Source organism: Parablautia muri (assembly GCF_009917485.1).
GTDB lineage: Bacteria > Bacillota > Clostridia > Lachnospirales > Lachnospiraceae > Suilimivivens > Suilimivivens muri.
This window is the reverse complement of record NZ_QZDT01000046.1, coordinates 1-21360: the sequence shown is the minus strand read 5'-3', so window position 1 is coordinate 21360 and position 21360 is coordinate 1. Positions and strand designations below refer to the sequence as shown.

22 protein-coding genes are annotated in these 21360 nt (G+C 41.8%); 4 read left to right on the top strand and 18 right to left on the bottom strand.

What is annotated here, in order from left to right; all coding sequences use genetic code 11:
* Positions 1 to 7: 7 nt before the first annotated feature.
* The 4 genes from D5281_RS19210 to hisS all read right to left on the bottom strand — a co-directional run bounded on the left by D5281_RS19210 (position 8) and on the right by hisS (position 4277).
* Complete coding sequence (locus D5281_RS19210; protein WP_160561691.1) at positions 8 to 463, bottom strand: hypothetical protein; 456 nt, start codon at positions 461 to 463, stop codon at positions 8 to 10.
* A gap of 193 nt (positions 464 to 656) precedes the next feature.
* Positions 657 to 1652, bottom strand: coding sequence for an Rpn family recombination-promoting nuclease/putative transposase (locus D5281_RS19205; RefSeq protein ID WP_160561690.1), 996 nt, complete (start codon positions 1650 to 1652; stop codon positions 657 to 659).
* 690 nt (positions 1653 to 2342) lie between these two features.
* Positions 2343 to 3008 carry a 4'-phosphopantetheinyl transferase family protein gene (locus D5281_RS19200; protein WP_160561689.1) on the bottom strand — a complete coding sequence of 222 codons (666 nt, stop codon included), beginning with the start codon at positions 3006 to 3008 and terminating at the stop codon, positions 2343 to 2345.
* 9 nt (positions 3009 to 3017) lie between these two features.
* Complete coding sequence (hisS, locus tag D5281_RS19195; protein ID WP_160561688.1) at positions 3018 to 4277, bottom strand: histidine--tRNA ligase; 1260 nt, start codon at positions 4275 to 4277, stop codon at positions 3018 to 3020.
* A gap of 243 nt (positions 4278 to 4520) precedes the next feature.
* On the opposite strand from hisS, the gene D5281_RS19190 reads away from it, so the two are divergent.
* Positions 4521 to 5549: a 3-deoxy-7-phosphoheptulonate synthase gene (locus tag D5281_RS19190; RefSeq protein WP_160561687.1), complete on the top strand. Its 1029-nt coding sequence runs from the start codon at positions 4521 to 4523 to the stop codon at positions 5547 to 5549.
* Positions 5550 to 5930: 381 nt separating this feature from the next.
* Here D5281_RS19190 and D5281_RS19185 read toward each other — a convergent pair whose 3' ends face one another.
* The 8 genes from D5281_RS19185 to D5281_RS19150 form a co-directional block, all read right to left on the bottom strand.
* Complete coding sequence (locus tag D5281_RS19185) at positions 5931 to 6560, bottom strand: hypothetical protein (RefSeq protein WP_160561686.1); 630 nt, start codon at positions 6558 to 6560, stop codon at positions 5931 to 5933.
* 432 nt (positions 6561 to 6992) lie between these two features.
* The gene (locus tag D5281_RS19180; protein WP_160561685.1) at positions 6993 to 7307 is read right to left on the bottom strand and encodes a DUF1540 domain-containing protein; all 315 of its coding nucleotides are present in this window, start codon (positions 7305 to 7307) and stop codon (positions 6993 to 6995) included.
* A 131-nt stretch (positions 7308 to 7438) separates the two neighbouring features.
* Entirely contained in the window at positions 7439 to 9223 is a 1785-nt protein-coding gene (locus D5281_RS19175) for a hypothetical protein (protein ID WP_160561684.1), read from the bottom strand.
* Between the two features lie 103 nt (positions 9224 to 9326).
* Positions 9327 to 11282 carry a threonine--tRNA ligase gene (thrS, locus tag D5281_RS19170; RefSeq protein ID WP_160561683.1) on the bottom strand — a complete coding sequence of 652 codons (1956 nt, stop codon included), beginning with the start codon at positions 11280 to 11282 and terminating at the stop codon, positions 9327 to 9329.
* A gap of 1 nt (position 11283) precedes the next feature.
* Entirely contained in the window at positions 11284 to 11526 is a 243-nt protein-coding gene (locus D5281_RS19165) for a hypothetical protein (RefSeq protein WP_160561682.1), read from the bottom strand.
* Positions 11527 to 11774: 248 nt separating this feature from the next.
* Entirely contained in the window at positions 11775 to 12245 is a 471-nt protein-coding gene (locus tag D5281_RS19160; RefSeq protein ID WP_160561681.1) for a C-GCAxxG-C-C family protein, read from the bottom strand.
* On the bottom strand, positions 12245 to 12751 hold the full coding sequence (locus D5281_RS19155; protein WP_160561680.1) for an SEC-C metal-binding domain-containing protein: 507 nt from the start codon (positions 12749 to 12751) through the stop codon (positions 12245 to 12247). Before D5281_RS19155 ends, D5281_RS19160 begins: the two co-directional genes overlap by 1 nt.
* A gap of 571 nt (positions 12752 to 13322) precedes the next feature.
* A complete protein-coding gene (locus tag D5281_RS19150; RefSeq protein ID WP_160561679.1) occupies positions 13323 to 13544 on the bottom strand; it encodes a hypothetical protein in 222 nt (73 codons plus the stop codon).
* Positions 13545 to 13676: 132 nt separating this feature from the next.
* On the opposite strand from D5281_RS19150, the gene D5281_RS19145 reads away from it, so the two are divergent.
* Positions 13677 to 14063: a BlaI/MecI/CopY family transcriptional regulator gene (locus D5281_RS19145; protein WP_160561678.1), complete on the top strand. Its 387-nt coding sequence runs from the start codon at positions 13677 to 13679 to the stop codon at positions 14061 to 14063.
* A gap of 1 nt (position 14064) precedes the next feature.
* Positions 14065 to 15864, top strand: a complete 1800-nt coding sequence (locus D5281_RS19140) for a BlaR1 family beta-lactam sensor/signal transducer (protein ID WP_160561677.1) — start codon at positions 14065 to 14067, stop codon at positions 15862 to 15864.
* Positions 15865 to 15936: 72 nt separating this feature from the next.
* Here the strand turns inward: D5281_RS19140 and D5281_RS25950 are convergent, their stop codons facing one another.
* The 6 genes from D5281_RS25950 to D5281_RS19110 all read right to left on the bottom strand — a co-directional run bounded on the left by D5281_RS25950 (position 15937) and on the right by D5281_RS19110 (position 20887).
* Positions 15937 to 16968, bottom strand: a complete 1032-nt coding sequence (locus D5281_RS25950) for a hypothetical protein (protein ID WP_277935465.1) — start codon at positions 16966 to 16968, stop codon at positions 15937 to 15939.
* A 149-nt stretch (positions 16969 to 17117) separates the two neighbouring features.
* Positions 17118 to 17387, bottom strand: coding sequence for a hypothetical protein (locus tag D5281_RS19130; RefSeq protein WP_160561676.1), 270 nt, complete (start codon positions 17385 to 17387; stop codon positions 17118 to 17120).
* The gene (locus D5281_RS19125; RefSeq protein WP_160561675.1) at positions 17341 to 17811 is read right to left on the bottom strand and encodes a hypothetical protein; all 471 of its coding nucleotides are present in this window, start codon (positions 17809 to 17811) and stop codon (positions 17341 to 17343) included. The genes D5281_RS19130 and D5281_RS19125 overlap by 47 nt, the downstream gene beginning before the upstream one ends.
* A gap of 13 nt (positions 17812 to 17824) precedes the next feature.
* Positions 17825 to 19084: a DUF6070 family protein gene (locus D5281_RS19120; RefSeq protein ID WP_330585163.1), complete on the bottom strand. Its 1260-nt coding sequence runs from the start codon at positions 19082 to 19084 to the stop codon at positions 17825 to 17827.
* Complete coding sequence (locus D5281_RS19115) at positions 19081 to 20322, bottom strand: DUF6070 family protein (RefSeq protein ID WP_330585162.1); 1242 nt, start codon at positions 20320 to 20322, stop codon at positions 19081 to 19083. Before D5281_RS19115 ends, D5281_RS19120 begins: the two co-directional genes overlap by 4 nt.
* A gap of 331 nt (positions 20323 to 20653) precedes the next feature.
* Positions 20654 to 20887 carry a hypothetical protein gene (locus D5281_RS19110; protein WP_160561674.1) on the bottom strand — a complete coding sequence of 78 codons (234 nt, stop codon included), beginning with the start codon at positions 20885 to 20887 and terminating at the stop codon, positions 20654 to 20656.
* Here D5281_RS19110 and D5281_RS27235 point away from each other — a divergent pair.
* Positions 20843 to 20983 (top strand): TetR/AcrR family transcriptional regulator, encoded by a 141-nt coding sequence (locus D5281_RS27235; RefSeq protein ID WP_408637295.1) that lies wholly within the window; start codon positions 20843 to 20845, stop codon positions 20981 to 20983. The genes D5281_RS19110 and D5281_RS27235 overlap by 45 nt on opposite strands.
* Positions 20984 to 21360 lie beyond the last annotated feature (377 nt).

Here is a 21360-nt window from a genome sequence, read left to right as displayed (position 1 = left end):
CTCCTCCTTACTCCTTCTCACTGATAAACTCCTGCATTTTTATATTGATCCTTGCCTGTAACGGCAGCAAAAACAAAATCATTCCAAGCGCGTAGAAAAATGTTATAAAAGATACCCCTATGCTTGGCCTGAGCATTTCAAAATTGTCCGCATTAGAAAAAAGAATGATTTGCTGCAGTATGACACAAAAACCTCCATCAGCCAAAATAATTTTGATTGCCAGGCTCATAGCCTCCTTTGCCCGTTTTAATTCCATTAAATTTGCGGCTTTCCTTTTCCCAATCCCCAGCCGGAATGCATTATTGAAATCTTTAAACAGACCTCCTGCAATTAACAGCGGTATAAACATTAGAAACAGAAATAGAAAAGAAATAACATCAAACACCTGAAAGAAATCTCCTCCTACCATCCACACATTCACCGTTGTAATCGCAATAACGCACGCAATTGATAATAAATACATAATTCCCTCCATTCTGAAAGCCGTCCGTTTGATATGCTGCGGCTTTCCTTTTGTTGACATACGGGTAGTCCGCGGAGCGTCCTGACCGTTGATACCCATATTTTAATGGCTGTTTTTCCAAAAGAAAATACTACTTTCATCTAAAAAAGTAGTATTTTCAGGCAAAAGTAGTATTTCTGTTATCCCTAACGGTTCATTCACTTGCTAATTTAGCATACACTTTATCACTATCATAGGCACATTCTTCCGCCGCCTCATAAATTTTTCTGATATAATCAATATTTTCTTCAAAATCATCCGCAATCACCTCCGGCGCATTCCCCTTTTGCAACATTCTGCATGCAAGCTGTATCAGTTTTCTTCTCTCCCCGGCTTCGAGTCCCTCTTTCACGCCTTCCCTGTGTCCCTCTTTTCTCCCTTCTTTACGTCCTTCTTTACGTCCTTCTTTACGTCCTTCTTTTATCCCTTGTTTAAGTCCCTCCTCACGTCCTTCCGCAAGTCCTTCCTCCCTAGCGTATGCCTTTTCTTCCCAAAACTGCATATATTTCACCCCCATTTTTTCCGATCTTCTGATTTTCTTTACTCTGTCATGAATTCGTTTTATTTTGGCGCTATTTGTTTTGTCCGCCATTCCATCTGTAGATGCGGTGATATATCCCATGAAATCCAAAAATTCCTGCGAAAATGCCTGGGCGTTTTTCCCCTTGGTATTGATAAACACGCGCACCGCTCCATCCTCTATCTTCAAATCAGGACATTCCCTGCAGGTTCCTTCAAAAGTATATCTGTATAGGCCATACCCGAACAAGTCAAATGGCGCTATCAAAATAAGACAGCTATCATTTAGCAAGTCAAAGTCTTTATTCCCCGGTTCAAGTAATGATACGTCAAGCTGGGCCTGATAATAGCGGCTTCTCTTTTTTAAATTACCGGTATCCCGCTTCTGCATTTCTGTGTAATAAATTCTTTTCTCCCTGTCCATGCTTACCACATCTAGTCTGATTTGCCGCAGCTGCGGAGAGACTCTCAGTTCTTTTTCTGTCTCCGGTTTATTGATTAATTCTGTTTCATTTTCCAGCAAAATACTGACAGCTGCCTGATAGGCATCTTTATCCTCCATTGTTTCATCGAACAAAAATCTGTCTACCAAATTCAGCCTTTCCAATTTTGTAACTACATTTTCCATCATGAATTTCCCTCCTTTTCGCAGGAAAATTCTATTTTATGGTTGCAAAGGAGCAATGCCCTCACATTGCTTTCATAGATTTCCCGCTTTATTTTGATTGTTGGATTTTAAAAGCAGGATTTCTAAAATTTCAAACATCATCGTACGTTATGAACCAGTTTTTTGATTACAATAGACTGGTTTGCGAAACGTGACGGCGTTTGTTACAATAAGCCGGTTCGCGAAGCGTAACGGCGTTTGTTATACACTATCTCCCCACGAATCAGTTTGTCGAGTTAAGAACAGAATATTCCATAAGACACAGCCTTGCTGCTATATAAGCTTTCGCTTAAAGAAATCATTTGCTTTAAGCAAAGTATAACACAGAAATATTTACTTTCAAATAGTTATTTTAGTTTACCCACGGAAATCAATTTTCAAGGTTACTATTTACGGCCTGGGAGCCGCTCATAGTAACATTCGGGGCGATATTCCAAGTTTCGCATCGCAAAAATCGCCCCTCACACCTGAATCACGTTCTCACGCAGTGCGTAGTAAATGCGTATTCCTGACCCGTGAAAAGTAACTTTTCAAGGTTACTTTTCACACGTTGGCCAGAGAACACTTGGAAAAACAAATATTCCAAAAGAAAACTTTGAAAAATCATAACATTGTTTATGGCGCCACACGAATACCATTTCAGTACCTTCCGCCTTAAATCCGCACTCTTTTCCACACAACATCTCCCATAGGCGTCCAAGAACAAACGCAGGCGCTATACCCCGCCAAATTGTTACATACCATAAAGTGTGCTATGGGATCCTTCTTTTCCCTGTCAAGTATCAGGTTTTCCGCCCAGTCAATTTCAAAGGTATCAAGGCCGCCCGCAATTCCCTTTCCGGTTAACTTAATAAAGCTTTCCTTTATACTCCACATCCGGAAAAAAAGCTCTTTCCTTTCTTTCTCGCTACATTGATGAAGCTTCCGATTGTCTTCCTCTGTAAAAAACCGTTCTGCAAGCCCCTTCTTCACATCCGTTATTTTTTGTATATCCACACCTACGGGCCTATCCCCCAGTGCACAACACACATAACTACCGGAATGAGACAGATTAAAATGCAGATCAGGATGCTCACTCAAATAAGGTTTTCCATTCTCTCCATATTCCACAGAAAAAGAGGGACTTTTTTTTTCGTCCCCTATCTGCTCACAAAGGGAAAAATGCAGCAAACTGCCAGCCGTAAGGCTTTGCAATCTGCCGCTTTCCTTTTTTATAAGAAGAAGCTTTTTTCTTCTTTCTTCTTCCATTTTATTCAAATAAAACCTGTAATCATTTTCCTTAAGATGGGTAAATACCTCAGTGTAATATACTGTAATCATATTTCAACCTTACTTAAGAGGATTTTTATAAAACTCCTGAAAACTTGTATAGCCCTCTTTTGTCAGCTGTTCCTTTTGAAATTTTTTATTTTTATTCATCCGCACCACCAGCACCTGTTTGCCTTCCCTACGTTCTTCCTGGGCCTTTGCAATTACCCTGCAAAGCTCTGTGCCGGGAAGTCCCTTTTCCAAAAGATAGGCAATTTTTTCCGGCTGGCTTGGCACCTTAAAACCGCTTTCCATCAGTAATAAAATGATTCTCTCAAAGCCAATGGAAAACCCACAGGCTGGCACATCATTGCCTGTAAACCTGCCCACCATCTTATCATATCTTCCACCCCCACCGCAGCTTGCGCCAAGCTGCGGCATGGAAACCTCAAAAATCGTGCCCGTGTAATAGGACATACCTCTTACCAAAGTAGGGTCAAAAATCAGCTTAAAATCAGAATTTCTGGTTGCCTGAACACTGTCCATAATCTCCTGCAGACTTACTTTTACCTCATCTTCCAGAAATTCGCCTAACTCCTCGGCCAAAAAGCCCAGGGCGTTTTCCGCTTCTTCCATTCCCTTAAAAAGACCAAGATACTTATCCACGCTTTGCTTGGAAAAACCACTGATCAGTAATTCCGCCTCTACGCCCCCAAGGCCAATTTTGTCCATTTTATCCAGTGTAATAAAAACACTGTCGTAGGCCTCCTCGCTAAATCCACTATAGGCCGCCATTGCCTTTAAAATTCTCCGCTCATTGATTCGAATCTGAAAATTCTTAAATCCCAGCCTGCCTAAGGTTGTGGTAGTAGCCAAAATCAACTCTATTTCCGCTAAGTTAGAAGGTTCTCCCAAGATATCAATATCGCACTGCATAAACTGGCGGTAACGTCCCCTCTGGGGCCTGTCCGCTCTCCATACATTTCCCATCTGCAATGCTTTAAAAGGGCTGGGCAACTCGTTGGCATGGTTGGAATAAAAACGCACAAGAGGTACCGTAAGGTCGTAGCGCAGCCCTCCGTCCACCAAATCCTTTTCACTTTCTGCCGTCTCTAAATTTAGTTTCTCTCCTCTTTTTAAAATCTTAAAAATAAGCTTCTCATTCTCGCCTCCCTGTTTACTGCTCAGATTTTCAATGTTCTCAACACAAGGGGTTTCAATGGATGTAAATCCAAATTCTCCATAGGTTTCCTTAATCACACTGATTACATAATCCCGTATCTGCATCTCCTCCGGTAAAATATCCTTCATGCCGGTAACCGGCTTTTTGCTAAGCGCCATATTTTTAACTCCTATCCCTGATTGCTTCTTTTTGTCAGTCAATTTATTATCTTGTAAATTTTACACTTTTTCCTTATAGATTGCAAGTCGTTTGATTATCCCGAATTTTCTTGCACTTCCTATTTTAATGTATTATAATGTACGGGGTCAAAACATCACATAAAAACAGCCCATATCTGTTCTGATTATAGATGAAATAATTGCGTCCAAGTTCGTGGACATTGGCAAGAATGGAGGATTGTTATGTCATTTAAATTTATAAGGAAATTACCGACTCCGGATGAAATCAGGGAACAATTTCCGGTTCCTTCTGATCTGGTCCGGTTAAAAAAAGAAAGAGATAATGAAATCCGCGATGTGATAACAGGCCAAAGCAACAAGTTCCTCGTCATCATCGGCCCCTGTTCCGCTGATAATGAAGATGCTGTCTGCGATTACGTTGTCCGGCTTTCCAAGCTGAATGAAAAGGTAAAAGACAAACTGATTCTCATCCCCCGGATTTATACCAACAAACCAAGAACCACCGGAGAAGGCTATAAAGGAATTGTGCACCAGCCCGACCCTGAACAGCAGCCTGATTTCCTTGCCGGCTTGATTGCCATGCGGAAAATGCATATCCGCGCTATTGCCGAATCCGGCCTTACCGCTGCTGATGAGATGCTCTATCCGGACAATTGGGGATATGTATCCGATATTTTATCCTATGTTGCCATTGGTGCCCGCTCTGTGGAAGACCAGCAGCACCGAATCGTGGTCAGCGGTTTTGACGTCCCTATCGGAATGAAAAATCCTACCAGCGGGAATTTAACGGTAATGCTTAACTCCGTATATGCATCCCAGCATCCCCACTCCTTCATTTACAGAGGATGGGAAGTGCAAACCAATGGAAACGATTTAGCCCACACCGTTCTTCGCGGGGCCTCCAACAAACATGGCGGGTATCTTCCCAACTATCACTATGAAGATTTAAACCTGCTTCTTAACCTGTATAATGAGCGGGATTTGAAAAACCCTGCCACTGTTATTGATACCAACCACAGTAATTCCAACAAGCAATATGAACAGCAAATCCGTATTGTAAAAGAGGTTATGCACAGCCGAAAGCTAAATGCTGATATTCATAAACTTGTTAAAGGGGTTATGATTGAAAGCTACATTGAAGAAGGCTGTCAGAAAGTGGGCGGCGGAATTTACGGCAAATCCATTACTGACCCCTGTCTTGGATGGGAGGCTTCTAAGCAGTTGATTTACGATATCGCCGAATATGAATGATTCGTTACCGCCAGCAGCACTTTGCGCGCCAGCTTATTAAGCTAGCAGTCCCGATGCGGAAGGCGGGGCATCCATCTTGCAGCGGCGCTTATTGAACCAACAGCCGCCATACTCTGTGAGAATACTTTATGTCAACAAACGCTGTCATTCTTCGCAAACCGGCTGATTGTAAAAATATGGGCAGTGTCTGTGGATGAACCACAGACACTGCCCATATCTTGTATCATGCATATAAACTATTTTTGCTTTGTTTTGCAGCAGTTCATCGCATCCATAACACTGCCTTCCCAACTGCCGTAAAGCAAAGGACCGATAACAGTTACTCAAAGGTTAGTAGTTTGTCAGGAAAGAACGGCTTGCCCTTTACTGAGTTTCAATCATTTATTTATCCTTTGCAAGGCTCACTTCTTCTTCACGCACCAGCCTTATAGCCCCATCTGAAATCTCAAAATCTGCCATTAATTCATCATCCGACATCTGGCTGTAGGTTATGGTATATGTATTTTCTGCCAGGATCAGATAAGTAAGTTGTTCAATTTCCCCATCTTCCACACGATAAGAACTCCGGATTTTATAGGCTGGAATGCCCTCCATGTCAATTTCCTCAAAAGCCTCTATCTCCAGATCAATATCCTGCCCTGCTTCCTGAAAAGCCTCCTCTAATATTTCCTCGTAACTGTCCTTTGTAAGGGCTTCCGAAACCCTTCCATCCCCACTCCCCTCAGAAATCGTATAATATACATTAGAAGAATCAAGGGGGCTTTTTTCATGTACATACATACCGGGAATCTCATCAGATTCCTGATAACCTGATGGTATAAGTACCGCACAACAACTGACCCCTTCCTTATTTGTCTCTGTTTTCTGGCTTTTCAGTTCAAATTCTTTCATTTCTATGTAATCTGCATCCTGTCCATCTTCTGACTGAATGCCCGCCACCGTAACCACTTCCTTACTACATCCCGATAACAGCAAGGAAAAAAGCGTCAATAATAATATTTTCTTTTTCATATTCCACAACTCCATATTGTCTCTTTACAGCATTAAAATTCAGGAAGCCCTTGTTCCCTATCACAAGTCTGCCACCATATATTTAACCACAAATTCTTCTGCAAAACAAGCCCTTATACCTATACAAAATTCAAAGAATTTAACGTTGCTTTTCACACATTGACCAGAGGACACTTGTAAAAAACAAATATTGGGGTATCATCACACTTTCTCTCTGTAAAAACGTAGCAGATGCTAGATTCGAAAGAACCTCATCTAAGCGCACACGCATAAATGCATACAAGCATAAATGCGTGATGTTTTTCAAGAGTTCCTTCGCCCTTCAAAAATCCTTCCTATTAATAAAGTTTCACTTTGGCTGCAAAATACGCAGCCTAAGCGAAACCTTAAATGACACCGATGCAAAACGGCGCTTACCCTAAAAATTCCTTCTTACTTTTCTTCAAAAGTTGAACAGCATGTCTCCTTACAATTGCTTGCGCCGCATCCCTTAATATCCACATGCTCCGCCACACATTTGTAATTGCTATTGTGAACACAGTCCACTGCTTCGCAGTCAATGCTGATAGTTCTGCTTGGATGCTCTAAAGCGCTGGTAAACCGGTCAATCCCGGCTTCCGAGAAACTTTCACAGCAAGTATCATCTTCATGACAGGCATGCTTTCCGCCTACCATGATATCGCCTTTACAGCAGCATTCACCCTTATTATAAGCACAATTATCCACAGAACATTTCAATTCAGCCATATTTCCCTCCATTCTAAAAGTTGAAACAACCAAACACTGCCTTGCTTAAAAAGACAGCCGATTGCTTAAAATTCTCAACCTTTCACTTTCTTATTATCCTACAATAATCAGTATGGCTGATTGTCCATGACTTATTCATTTTCATAAAAAATCTTATATAAATTAAACCAGTACCGCTCCACCATAGCACTCGCCTGCTCATCCGCTCCTATACCGGCCCTCTCCCACTTTTCAATAATTTCATCCCGTGCATTTCCACTGCCCATAAACCACACTCTCCTCCCTGAGTCAAGCAGTTTTCTTAACTTTCGTATACCAGCTTCATCAGAAAATTCTCCTTCCACCAGCCCGTGGCTTTGGGGATACATCTGGCATACCAAAGGCTCCGGCTCCCCATACCAAAGATAAATCTCATTCGGAAGATAATACGCTGCCATTGCCTGAACCTGGTCAAAATTGCACACCACAATATCTTCATTCTCTATCTGGGAAAAAACTCCCTCCGCCCCATCCATCTGAATTTTTTTCCACATTTCCTCCCCGTAAAAAGCACGGTAATTTCTAAGTCCTATCACCAGCAAAAAGGCCATAAGAGGCATAACCATATACTTTTTATTCAAATAGCATGAGACCATCACTGCAAATCCCAGCCAAAATACCCCCAGCGCCGGGAGCATATAGCGGTAAACAAAAACAGGACGTATCAAAAAAGAGGCTAAAAACCCAAATGCGACCAACCCTGCAAGCACTCCGGCGCATCCCACCGAAAAGAAGGCTTTCCGCCTGTCTAATAGTTCTCCTTTCCCCCACAAATCCGTCTGCACACCACAGTCCTTTTGGGTAAATAAACCCTTTCGCACCGCATTGTATCCTTTGATTCCTTCAAAATCTTTGCCCCGGGAAACCATGTCTTTAAGCCCAATGCGTCTGCTGCCTCCACAGCCTCTAAACACAGACCACACAAAAAGCGCTGCATAACACGAAAACAGCAGCACCGCTATAATAATATTCAAGGTTTTGTGGGAAAAAAAGGGCTGAAACAAAAACTTAACGCATCCTCCCAGGCTTCGCCAGCTAAGGGGTTGAATCCAATAGTTTTCCTTGACTTGGCCAACCTGCCTTGTAACCACCGCAAGAACCCAGGGCAGATATCCTGCCCCACAAAGCAATCCGCTGAGCATGAAAGCTTTCCCTTCCTCCTTTAGCCTTTGTTCCTGCCAAAGTGCAATCCATAAATACAAATAAACCATACCGGCAGCCACGCAGGCAAAATAATGGGTATAACAAGCTGCCAAAAGCAAGCCGGTCATAGCGCACCAGTTGATATAACGGACATTTTTCTTCCTATGGCCTTTTGCCTCCTGTGTAAATTCTTTTTCGCAGGCCTTTATTTTCGCCTTACCAAAAGATAAGCTGGCATCTTCATTTTTCCTTTCCCCTGCAGACACCCATTCATAAGCATGCAGCATTCCGGCGGTCACAAAAAACAATGCCCAGCCGTACATTCTGACCTCTACCGTATAATCCGCCAGTTGGGGCATGGTAAGTATCAGAAAGCTAAAAAGGCCTGCCGTAAACATACCAAATAATTTTTTTACCTTCAAAAAAGCATAAAGCAGACAGAAGAAAAAAGGCAGCACGGAAACCAATTTGGCAGCGGCCGCCTGATGCATACCGATTTTGCCTGGTACGGCAATCAACAGCTTTACAAGCATATAATAAAGAGGCGGATGAACATCCCTTGCCGTAATGGAAACCAATTCCCCAAAGGGCCTTGATGCAAGCCCCATAGTGAACACTTCATCGTACCAAAGATCGCTCCCTGCGCATAAAAAAGCGGATACGCCAAGAAGACCGGCGCTAAGTGCCAACAGCAGTATTCCCAACATTTCATCCCACTTTTTCTTATGCTCCATCCGCAACCTCTTTCTTTGGCAGTCATCCGCTTTCCGAAATGAATATCCGTAAAATAGCTCATACAGGCCTTTGCATTTCCCTGCAAAGGCCCAAAAACATAAATTACTGCTCTTTTTCTTCCTTCCGAATTTCTTTGGTTCTAATTTCCTTACAAATCTGCTCAATAAATACATCCAGGGCTTTCACTCCCTCATCCCCTGCAAAGCGGCTCCTGACAGATACCGTTCCATCCGTCTCCTCCTGTCCCCCTACCACCAGCATATAGGGAAGCTTCGCAAGTCTTGCTTCACGAATCTTAAAGCCAATCTTTTCAGAGCGTCCGTCCACCTCTGCGAGTACGCCATTTTTTCTAAGCTGTGCCTGAACCTTTTTTGCATATTCCTCATATTTATCAGAAATGGGGAGAACCCTAACCTGTTCCGGGCACAGCCACGTAGGGAATTTACCCTCGTATTTTTCAATCAGCCATGCCAAAGTTCTTTCATAGCATCCCAGGGAAGTTCTATGAATAATGTAAGGCCGGACCTTTTCACCATTTTGGTCAATGTAATACATGTCAAAGTTTTCAGCAATGGCACAATCTAACTGAATAGTAATCATCGTATCTTCTTTGCCATACACATTCTTTGCCTGTATATCAATTTTAGGACCGTAAAAAGCCGCTTCTCCGTCTGCCTCTGTAAACGGTACACCGTAATCTGTCAGAATCTCTCTGATTTTACTCTGGGTGGACTCCCAGTATTCTTCATCCCCCAGATATTTTTCCTTGTTTTCAGGATCCCACTTGGACAGGCGGTAAGTCACTTCATCCTGCAATCCCAGTGTGGTCAGGCAGTATACCGCCAAGTCCAGACATCTCTTTAACTCCTCCTGGGCCTGGTCCGGACGGATGATCAGATGACCTTCCGAAATTGTAAACTGGCGCACCCTGGTAAGTCCGTGCATTTCGCCTGAATCTTCGTTCCTAAAGAGCGTGGAAGTCTCGCCGTAGCGAAGGGGTAGTTCCCTGTAGGAATGCTGGGACGCTTTATAAACATAATACTGGAAAGGACAGGTCATGGGCCGCAGGGCAAATACTTCTTTGTCCCTCTCCTCGTCTCCTAACACAAACATTCCTTCTTTATAATGGTCCCAATGACCAGAGATCTTATACAAATCGCTCTTTGCCATAAAGGGGGTTTTCGTTCTCACATATCCCCACTCGTTGTCCTCCAAATCTTCAATCCAGCGCTGCATGGTCTGAATCATTTTGGCTCCCTTAGGCATAAGAAGGGGAAGCCCCTGTCCAACTACATCCACCGTGGTAAACAGCTCCATCTCACGGCCCAGCTTATTGTGGTCGCGCAGCTTAATATTCTCCAAATACTCTAAATACTCCGCCAGCTCCTCCTTTTTCTGGAAAGCCGTGCCATAAATTCTCTGCAGCATGGCATTGTCGGAATTTCCTCTCCAGTAAGCTCCGGAGGAAGATGTCAGCTTAAATACCTTGATTCCTTTCGTGCTCATCAAATGTGGTCCTGCACAAAGATCCGTAAAATCCCCCTGGCTGTAGAATGAAATCTCAGCATCCTTTGGCAAATCTCTGATTAATTCTACCTTGTAAGGCTCACCCTTTTCCTCCATAAATTGAATTGCTTCTTCCCTGGGCAGTGTATAGCGCTCTAACTTATGTCCTTCCTTGATGATTTTCTTCATCTCGGCTTCTATTTTATCTAAGTCTTCCCGGGAAAAGGGCTCATGCTCGAAATCATAATAATAGCCGGTATCAATAGACGGGCCGATTGCCAGCTTTGCTGCCGGAAAAACTCTTTTAACAGCCTCCGCCATCACATGGGAGCAGGTGTGCCTTATCACCCGTAGCCCTTCCGGGTCATTGGCCGTCAGAATATTGAAAGAACAATCCTTGTCTATCACAGTGCGCAAATCTACCACTTCACCATCCACCTGGCCGGCGCATGCTGCCCTGGCAAGTCCTTCGCTGATATCCAAAGCTATTTCATAAACACTTCTGGCACTGTCATATTCTTTGGCAGAGCCATCTTTTAACATGACTTTCATTTTAATCCTCCCAATCTGAAATTTCATCCATAGTTTCTTCCTCTATGGCATCCTCGCCTTTGCCACTGTTTCCACTGTTGTCTCCGTTATAACACCCCAATGTCTTAGATTTTCTGGGTGAAATCAACATTCCAATCACGATTCCGCCTAACGCACACACTGCCATTACCAGCAAAAATTCTTTCTTACTCATACTTCTTATATCATCTAAAGTTTCCTTAAAGCTTTCCCACTTCTCTTTCATACCTTTCCTTTCTCCTTTCATTCAAATGCTTTACCTCATCACGCCTTACAGGGCCAGCCAACGGGACATCACTTACCCCGCAAGCCGACTTTATGAACCAGGCACTGCTTTGCCATGCAAATCAGCTCATTTAACGCCATATACCGCACTTCGTAAGCCAGCTTGTTGCAACAACGGACGCCACGTTTCTCGAGACAGCTTATTATAAGAAAAACGCCATGCACTACTTTGTAATGCATGGACGTAAATTACTGAAACGAACCATTCTCCTCATCAGCAAGCAGCGCTTCTTCTATTATTCTGGCAGCATCCGCTACCAGCCTGCTGCATGGTCTGGATGCGTAATATTCTTTGGTTCTGACCGAAGGCTTTGCGCTTTCTTCCATGCCTTCAATTCCTAAAAGCTCACGGCAGATAATCGTTCCGTTTTTTTCTTTGAACCTGTCCGCCATCTGCCTGGTTAAGAGATAAATTCTCTCTTTACCGTCCTCATTAGACGGATCCGTATTGCCCTCTTTCAGGCCTGCAAGAAGCGCCATTGCCGACACAACTCCGCAGATCTCCCGCATTCTTCCCACGCCTCCGCCCATAGGACTTGCCAGCTTTAGAGCTGTTTCCCGATCCATGCCAAATAAATCCGCATACGTAGCAAACACAGACTGCGCACAGGTATATCCCGATTCAAAGGTTGCCACAGCCTGTCCTATCCGGCTAACCATCAGCCTTTCCTTCCACAGCACTTTTTATACTTTTTGCCGCTTCCGCAGGGACAGGGATCATTGGGGTAAACCTTATCAGGTTTTACTATCGTTGTAGAAGATTTCTGTTCTCTGTAAAGAGCCTTCCTTTTATCCTCGTCAAAGATATCTTCCCATTCCGGCAGCTCATAAAGCCAATCAGCGCCGGCTGCAACCATGTTTTTATATAAGAGCTCTTTGTCAAATCCTAAGTTTACCTGTGTATCTTCTTCCATTTCTTCAATAGGATTTTCTTCTTTTAAGCTCTCATTGATACCATCCAGAAAACCTGTCATCGTCATGATATCAATACCATATTTTTCTGCTAATTCTTCTACCGTACCGCTTACCACTTCGTCAGGTTTCTTTAAAAGTTCCGCGTAAATATCCTTTTCCTTCTGAAAATAATCGGACCAAAGTCTTTGCAAATCTCCCTTATTTGCTGTTTCCGAATAGGCCATGTCGCGCCATTTTTTTAGCAGTGCCATACACAATTCCTCCTCACCTGCCACCGGCAGATTTCTTAATCAGTAATTCGTATCATAGTTTATGCCGGTCTGCATATCCTTCGTACAGACTTGCAAAACTATCATTATGTGTGTTAATGCTACTAACCATTATCATTATCAAAAATGATATTTTACACCTACACGCTTTTTATTATAGCCTAATTTATATAAAATGTAAAATTTTTTTAGAAAAATGAATTAGATTGAATAAAGTTTGATTTGTAGGGCCATAATACTAATGTCAACGGATCCCCCTCCTTTGACAATGTGGAAAACCACAGATACGACAGATAAATAAATACTTATCCTCCCTTTGGGGGATATATCCTCCCCTAAGGAAGCCTCTGGGAATGCCAAAGCCGCATTTTCAGGGGCTTTCGCACTTGATATCCAGGAATAAGTCTTTTCATGCAGCAATCCACCAAGGGACTCAGCATACTAAATGCTCAAATCAGTATTAAACCTCTGATATTCCTTAGGGATATTGGCCAAAATCTTATCAAGGTAATGCTACCGTTATCAATTATTTTGCTTCTTACCGAATCAAGTATCATAAAGGCTTCTTTATAATATTGCCTTGATGTATCATATTGCTTCTCTGCACGAATATCGTACTTTTTTCGTAGCCTGCATCGGAAAACTCATTCTCAGGGCTATGTCGTTCCTCTATAATAGCTCCATTTTCAATATTAATTAATGCCCAAGTTGTCGGCCTATCTACTTTACCAGCATCTATATCATCCTTACTATAGTAAAATACAAAAACTGCCAAATAGTATTTGCCATCCTCCATGTACACCACTGGATATGACGTACTGTGTGGTATTTTTATCAGATTGACATTTCCTTATTTTCACATTACAATATGTACTACAGCCGTAAGATTTAAGGAGGGGGATCACAGATGAAAACATTGCCACAAATTTCAGAAGCTGAATTTGAAGTAATGAAAGTCATATGGAAACACGCACCAATCAACACCAATGAAATCACTGAAAAACTGACACAAACAACAAAATGGAGTCCTAAGACAATTCAGACCTTGATAAAGCGGCTTGTAACCAAAGGAGCGCTTTCCTATGAAAAGCAGAGCAGGATTTTCGTTTATACCCCCTTGATAGAAGAAAAAGAATACCTTGGACAGAAAAGCCACGCTTTTCTTGAACGGTATTATGACGGAGATATTACAGCAATGCTTTCTTCCTATATCGAAGATGACAAACTCTCCAAATCAGAAATTGACACGCTCCGTTCTCTCCTCGCGGAGGGTTTAAAAAACAGGGGGAATTAACATGGCAGAGTTTGGAATACGCTTTTTCCTATGTAATATTTTCATTTGTATCATTATAGGTTTTCTTATGATCGCCAAACGGGCATTGAAAAATTATTTAACCAGCCGGATGCAGTTCAATTTATGGTTTCTGCTGCTTGGGATTCTTGCAGTTCCATTTGTTCCCTTTCGTCCGGCTTCTTTTACGCAGGTTCTCGCATTGCTTGGCGCATGGAAAAATGTGGTATCATCAAACGTGGGAACGATCACGGAAGGTTTTCTAACCCCCAGCACAACCGGCACTATCAAACAGATGAATGACCTTGCACTGTCTGTCAGCAGAAAAACACCCTCCATTATTGGACTAATTTTATGCGGCATATGGCTGGTTGGTATTCTGGCTATGGTTCTATTCGTGATTAAGTCAGTATCCCGGTTAAACGCCATGAAAAATTCTGCGCTTCCCCTGCAGAACAAGACCGTCCGTATTTTGTACAATAACTGTTTAAGGGAGCTGAAAATAAAAAGAAATATTCCCCTTTACAGTACTGCTTTCCTGAAATCCCCTATTATCGTGGGATTATTCAACCCCCGTATTTATCTTCCGATCCATCTTATCTCGGATTTTAATGCTGCGGATATGCGCTATATGCTGTTACACGAATTGCAGCATTACAAACATAAAGACGCACTGGCTGGTTATCTTATGAACTTTTTCGGCGTACTCTACTGGTGTAACCCATGTGTCTGGTATGCATTAAAAGAAATGCGGAACGAACGAGAGGTTGCCTGTGATACATCTGTCCTAAAACTCCTTGATGAAAGCGATTATGAAGATTACGGAAATACTCTCATCAATTTTGCGGAGAAAGTTTCACTTACGCCATTCCCCTTTGCTGCCGGAATCAGCGGAAGCATGAAGCAGATGCAGCAAAGAATTGCTAATATCTCCTCTTATAAAAAACCATCTGTTTTCAGAAAATTAAAGGGACTTACTGCTTTTGCTGCGATTGGTGTTGTTCTTTTCGGGCTTGCTCCGATGCTTTCCACCTATGCTGCAGATCAGAGCCGGTATCAGTGGAATATCTCTTCTGACAAGGTTTCCACGATTGACCTGTCTGCCTATTTCAACGGATATGAAGGCAGCTTTGTACTATATGATTTGAAAGGCGATACATGGAAGGTCTATGACATGGAGCAAGCCACTTTAAGGACAGCACCAAATTCTACTTACAAAATCTATGATGCGCTGTTTGGTCTGGAGGATGGTGTAATTGCGCCAGATGATTCTTTCATGGCATGGGACGGAACAAATTACCCATTTGAAGCATGGAACGGGAATCAGGATTTACTTTCTGCCATGCAAGCCTCTGTCAATTGGTATTTTGAGGAAATAGATAAGCAGATTGGTTCATCTGCCATTCAGAGTTACATCCGAAAAATAGGGTATGGAAATGAGAATGTAAATGCAAGCCTTTCCTCATACTGGATGCAAGGGATATTAAAAATCTCCCCGGTAGAGCAGGTGGAACTTTTAACAGCTCTCCAGAACAATCGTTTTGGCTTTGTCCCGGAAAATGTAAATGCCGTAAAAAATTCTATCTGCCTTTTTTCATCGGAAGGCCAAAACTTTTATGGAAAAACCGGAACCGGACGTGTAGATGGTCAGGATGTGAATGGCTGGTTTGTAGGCTATATTGAAACTGCTGGCAATACATACTTTTTTGCTGCCAACATTCAAACTGCTGAAAATGCCACAGGCAGTAAAGCATCAGAAATTTCCCTTTCTATCCTGTCCGATATGGGTATATGGAAAGAATAAAAATCTGCTCCACAGCTCTCCATTTTACAAAACAATGCCCCTTTTTAAGTAATCCAGGTAAAATGTACTTACTTAAAAGGGAGTATTTTTTTCCATGATTTCGTTATTGTTTTTTAAGTAATTACAAATAGATGCAATCGTCATTTCTTTTTCCGGTATATGCTCTGTAACATCCTTTTCCATATCATCAGCAATATAAAATTCATTTTCCCCGGCTAAAAATATTCTAGCTGCCGGACGGGGAATCATTCCCTGCGGTCCCGCCCCTGTGATATAGTTAATGATAATAACAATATCATCTTTTCCATCATCATTTATGTCCCGAAAAGCAACTGCACCAACACTATCAAATAATCCTTCAAAGCCCTTTAGATTACTACAAGGAAATTTATATAATATCTGGTCATTCCTAACCAAGAAAAATGATGTTTCTTTATAAGATTGCCAGGCTAGCGGGCTGCAAGATACAAATGTAACTTCTCCCCAATCATCTAACGTAACATCAAACGACTGTTCTTGTATTATATACTCATTTATTTTTTCTATTGAGTCAATGTCATCATCCAAGTTTACATCATTCCCATCTATTTCCATATCTTGTGATTCGCCTGCATAAGTTGTCTGCGGATCATAAGCTGTCTGAGGATTTATCTCTCCACTTTCACTTACATCCCATGCCCATGCTTCTCCATACCTGTCCCAATCCGTTAACTGTTTTACTGCTTTTCTCCCATCAAAATATAGGATAATCTGCTCATCGATCTGTTCATCTCCGGACAGAATTACTTCCACATAATCCTCATGCCATGTCACCTCCCATATGCTGCTGCGTATGCACCCGCCGTCATCAAACAGCTCAAAGTCTGCTTTGGATATTCTGCTTTTACCCTCATAAAGAATCAGTCTTCCTGAAGCAGAACCAAACGGGAAATCAGCCTCTCCGACAGCCTGTAAAACCAGTTCATGATCTCCATCCGGGGAAACAGAAGTATCTGCCTCTGTTATTTTGTAATCTGACACATAGACGAAACTCCCCCAAAGCACAGCAATTATGATAAAAACAGCAGCCACAAAACCTAATATAAACTTTATTATCTTTTTCATTGTTCCATATCCTTTCTTCTTTTTTCAGCGTCAGGCGATTCCCTTAATTACTCTCTGATCATCCAGTATTGATATTCCGGTATATTTGAAATCCCATCATCCAGAATTTTGTTTCCTTGATATCTCTGCCCTTCCGTATATCCAATGCATCACCATTCTATTGCACCGAAATCCAAATCTTCTGTCAGAATATATTCATCTTCTTTCTGGAAAACATCTATTACAAAAGCCGTGGCAATTCCATTCTCCTTTTTTATCCTGCTCCGGGGAATCGAACTATCCTCCAACAATCCTGCTAAATCGAACCACATTTCAAATTCTTCTTCCGTAACTTCTTTCCTGTTGACAGTCGCCGTATCCGGATTATATTCATCAAAAATCCCTGTTACATTCTCCATCCTGGTATGAAAAACAGACATAGCAACTTCCATCCGAACCGCTATTTATGAGGATAATTGTATTATCCTTGTATTGCACCCCGTTAATGCGGCCCCATTCCTCCGGTTCATACAAATCTGCAATCTTTTTTACCATGCCGCCCTCACAGGCAAATATCCCTATTGATTTATCATCCCCTATGATTAATTCAGGAACACCATCGTCATCAAAATCGTGTGTCCCAATATAACCGATGCAGGCATCGCTGTTTGCCCATTCAGACTCCTGCCGGAAGCTATACGGATCTGCTAAATAGCTTTCCATGTTACGGACAATCTCTTTATAGGCATCTTCCCATTTTTCATTGGAATCCTTTTGATTTTCTTTCCCTTTTCCGCAGGCGCCAAGCAGGGCGGCACACAACATCACATTAGCGATTAAGAAAAACTTTTTCTTTCGTTTCATGATTATCCCTCTTTCATCTTCCTCCCTTTGGCACTTCTAATTCCTTCTGCTCTATCGTATTGGATAAATATCTGAACGTGCCATCCGGGAATGGCTGTACCACGATTCTATTGGTAAAAGCAAGGTCAGAATTGTAATCAGCCCATACCCCATCAACAATAAGCGTGATTGTTCCATCCGGATTTTCCGTATAATCAACAACTTCTCCAAAAGGCGGATACTGGCTTGCAAATATCATTTCATACTCATAGCTATTGCTATCTTCATCATAGCCGCATTTTTCCCGTAATTGTTCTGCTGACGCCGGAAAATATGTCGTCATTATTCTTTCGTATGTGTCCGCAGGTATTCTCCAGTTTTCCGTCCTTAAATTTTCCCCGGTATATATCCGGTATATATCCTCAAACATACAGGGCATCAGAATATCTTCTACATTGTTACTGTCCCAATTGGTCACAAGAACATTGTAATTTACATAGCTTAATCCATATACATATTTTGTGGTCAATTCCCGGCATTTATCTGAAAGCGGCTTTATTCTCCAATACTGGCGCAGGCTGGAATGAGGTATCACAATTTCATGAGCATAAATAAAATAGCCTTTCTCTGTCAATTTGATTTCAGCTATATCACGGACTAACGTATTTCTGATCTCTGGCATTCCTCCCTTCTGCCAGCCAATTCCTACATAATATGTCTGCAATTCACTTCCCCTATATATAAAAGTAATCACGCCAAGAAGTCCATCCCTGTTTACATCAAATATCGTAACCATCGCATCACGCTTCTCTATATATGCAGCATAGAAATCTTCAATTTCCCCGTAGTTCTCCATATTGGTATCTTCCGTAACGCTGACATATCCTGCGTTACCAAGAAGGGAAACTACTTCTTTGCACTGTTCTTTCGTAAAATCTTTGATATTTGATCCAAAGGACAATTCATCCGTTATTTCTATGTCTTGATACACTTCTTTTACTTGTCCTGCGGCTGTCAATGCCCGATGATTTAGTTCTTCCTTTTCTGCATCCGTTATCAGGCAATGTTCCGCCTGTGGAAGAAACCATAAATCTGATTCCGTTTCGCCTTCTTCCGTACCTGTTTCTGCAATATCACCGTTTACAATTTCTACTGTCGGCTCCCACACAACCTCTGATTGCTCTTTTTTGTTTTTACTCCCTTTTACCCGCATAAAGCTTCCTGTCATTACCGCTATAAGCATTACCAGAAAAAATACTCTCCCATTTTTTAACAGTCGTTTCACGTCTTTCACGATCCATTTCCTCCATAAACCTCTCTCCATTCTTCCTCTGTCAACCGATTTGAATGCCACCAAATGCTATCATCTCCTTCTGGTATAATTATCTCATTCGATACATATTGAAAACTGTCCTCCTTTAATGGACGAATCACGGTTGTATGTGAAAACTCCTTTGACATATTTCCATTGGGATATACTGCATTGATATGAAGCACAACTGTCCCATCCTCATTCTTCGTATAATCCACTACTTCCGGATACGCAATATCCGGATATTCCGCCTCATAAAAGCCTCGTGGTCTGTACTCATAGGCGGCAAGCTCTGAGATATATATTGTTTTGGAACGGAGCGTTTCGCTGTCTATATTGAAATATGCCCCGATCACATTCTCAAATAATTCTCCCGGTATCTGATAAACTGCTCCAACTTCTAAGTTCTCATCCGCCACATAAGGCACTTGCCGGCTGTGCATCATTGGATAGAACCTGTCAAATAAATCGTAAAAATCCAAATCTCCAAAATCGCCCTCACTCCAATTACAGAGAAACAGGTTGTTCAGCTCATAACCAACTGGCAGGATATACTTTCTGTTATATTCCCTACACTTTTCATCCAAAGGCAAAATCCGAAGCATCGTATGTTCCGGTGTGTCACTTAATGTCAGTACATAACCCTCATCTGAAAAGCAGCTTCCTTCAAACATTAAATACCCTTCCTCTGTATACTGCCAGAAGTCCGCCGGATAACTTACTGTGCTTCTGTTTCTCAGACTTCCATTCTGGTCATATTGATAATATCCCCTGACAATAGTTACATTGCCGACCTCTGTTTTCAAATCAAATTTACGAATCCCCATCTCCATAATCACTATAATCGTTAATTCAGCTGTCTTTTTTTCATCTACTGCTTTGCAAAATGCAAGCGCCTGCTCCGCCTGCGTCATGTCAATCTGATTCCCACTGTCAACAGCCACATAACCACTTTCCCCAAGCCTGATTACCATGCGCCGCATCATATCCAGACTTCCCAATGTATTTGTGTCTACTGCCTCACTATAAATATCACTGAGAATCTCCTTTATGCGTTCTGCATCGGCAGAATCATTTTCATCGGAAGAATACACTTTATTGTCTGTCTGTGTTATCTCAATGTCCGATACCTCCGGTGTTTCGTTGCTACACCCGGTCAATATCATCATTATCATGCTAATCATTGCAAATAAAAGATATCTTCTATTCTTTTCGTTCAAGCCAGTTCTCCAAAACCGTTTTATCTTTTCCCACAACATAACCACTTCTACCTCTCCCTTTTATATCTTCGATTCTTTTTTGCCATGACCTGCTCTCCATTTTAAAATATATTATAATAAATATTTGCCATAAATATTACTTTTGTAAGATTTCGAGTTAAAAAAATTGATGTATGCTATTAGATATTACACCAGTAAGATTTATTAGTCAAATAAAATATAAAAGTTCTTTCGATTCATACTAAATTTAGAAATCATAAGTATCGGCCAGATTGTAGTGTTTGTTTTCCCTTTTGAAGCCTCCGGTCTTTCCATGTGATTCTACACATTCTTACACATTGATGCTTTTTATCATAAATCCAATGCACCGAAAGTGTTTCATCACCATCATGCATGCGGGGTCAAACGGAAGAATGGTAATAGATACGGCTTCTCCTCCAAATTCCTCTGCTAAATATAGAACCAAATCCAACAACAAGAATACACTGGCTACAATCGTCATGGGAAGCCCGGCCAGAAAATCATTGACAAGGCGAATATCGGGCGAAGCACCTTTTATGCCCATTTTGAAACAAAGGATGATTTACTGATAGAACTCTGTAAGGAATTATTCGGACACATTATCAAAAGTGCGGCTGACTGCAGCCACACACATGGATAATATTCTGACAGCAGTTCGCCCGATCCGTGTTCCGCCATCTTTTGCAGTATTTAGAGGAAAACGATAATAATATCCTGGGGCTGCTCTCAAGTGAAAGCAGCGAAATTTTTCTGCGATATTATCCTTCCTCTCTTGTGCACTTTGCGTGACACACTACCGCCAATACGTGCTGTTCGGCATACGGTGGTTCAACTTTTCCGTTGTGGAATCAGCCGCTTCGTATAAACAATCATTCTATATGCTGCATAAATAGCAACGATCAATTCTGTAATCGGCATAGAAAACCAAATCAATTCTGGTTTGATACCTGGATTCTCGGAGTTAACATGACGAGGTTGGTACCTTCACTCCGAGAGCCTCATATATTTTTGCCTGCT

Coding starts and splice junctions, on each gene's coding strand:
- D5281_RS19205 (WP_160561690.1), bottom strand. CDS start 1,652: ATGATGGAAAATGTAGTTACAAAATTGGAAAGGCTGAATTTGGTAGAC.
- D5281_RS19200 (WP_160561689.1), bottom strand. CDS start 3,008: ATGATTACAGTATATTACACTGAGGTATTTACCCATCTTAAGGAAAAT.
- D5281_RS19140 (WP_160561677.1), top strand. CDS start 14,065: ATGGCAGAGTTTGGAATACGCTTTTTCCTATGTAATATTTTCATTTGT.
- D5281_RS19165 (WP_160561682.1), bottom strand. CDS start 11,526: ATGAAAGAGAAGTGGGAAAGCTTTAAGGAAACTTTAGATGATATAAGA.
- D5281_RS19180 (WP_160561685.1), bottom strand. CDS start 7,307: ATGGCTGAATTGAAATGTTCTGTGGATAATTGTGCTTATAATAAGGGT.
- D5281_RS19160 (WP_160561681.1), bottom strand. CDS start 12,245: ATGGTTAGCCGGATAGGACAGGCTGTGGCAACCTTTGAATCGGGATAT.
- D5281_RS19125 (WP_160561675.1), bottom strand. CDS start 17,811: ATGAAACGAAAGAAAAAGTTTTTCTTAATCGCTAATGTGATGTTGTGT.
- D5281_RS19130 (WP_160561676.1), bottom strand. CDS start 17,387: ATGTCTGTTTTTCATACCAGGATGGAGAATGTAACAGGGATTTTTGAT.
- D5281_RS19145 (WP_160561678.1), top strand. CDS start 13,677: ATGAAAACATTGCCACAAATTTCAGAAGCTGAATTTGAAGTAATGAAA.
- D5281_RS19190 (WP_160561687.1), top strand. CDS start 4,521: ATGTCATTTAAATTTATAAGGAAATTACCGACTCCGGATGAAATCAGG.
- D5281_RS19110 (WP_160561674.1), bottom strand. CDS start 20,887: ATGGGCATAAAAGGTGCTTCGCCCGATATTCGCCTTGTCAATGATTTT.
- hisS (WP_160561688.1), bottom strand. CDS start 4,277: ATGGCGCTTAGCAAAAAGCCGGTTACCGGCATGAAGGATATTTTACCG.
- D5281_RS19155 (WP_160561680.1), bottom strand. CDS start 12,751: ATGGCACTGCTAAAAAAATGGCGCGACATGGCCTATTCGGAAACAGCA.
- D5281_RS19185 (WP_160561686.1), bottom strand. CDS start 6,560: ATGAAAAAGAAAATATTATTATTGACGCTTTTTTCCTTGCTGTTATCG.
- thrS (WP_160561683.1), bottom strand. CDS start 11,282: ATGAAAGTCATGTTAAAAGATGGCTCTGCCAAAGAATATGACAGTGCC.
- D5281_RS25950 (WP_277935465.1), bottom strand. CDS start 16,968: ATGAAAAAGATAATAAAGTTTATATTAGGTTTTGTGGCTGCTGTTTTT.
- D5281_RS19210 (WP_160561691.1), bottom strand. CDS start 463: ATGTATTTATTATCAATTGCGTGCGTTATTGCGATTACAACGGTGAAT.
- D5281_RS19175 (WP_160561684.1), bottom strand. CDS start 9,223: ATGGAGCATAAGAAAAAGTGGGATGAAATGTTGGGAATACTGCTGTTG.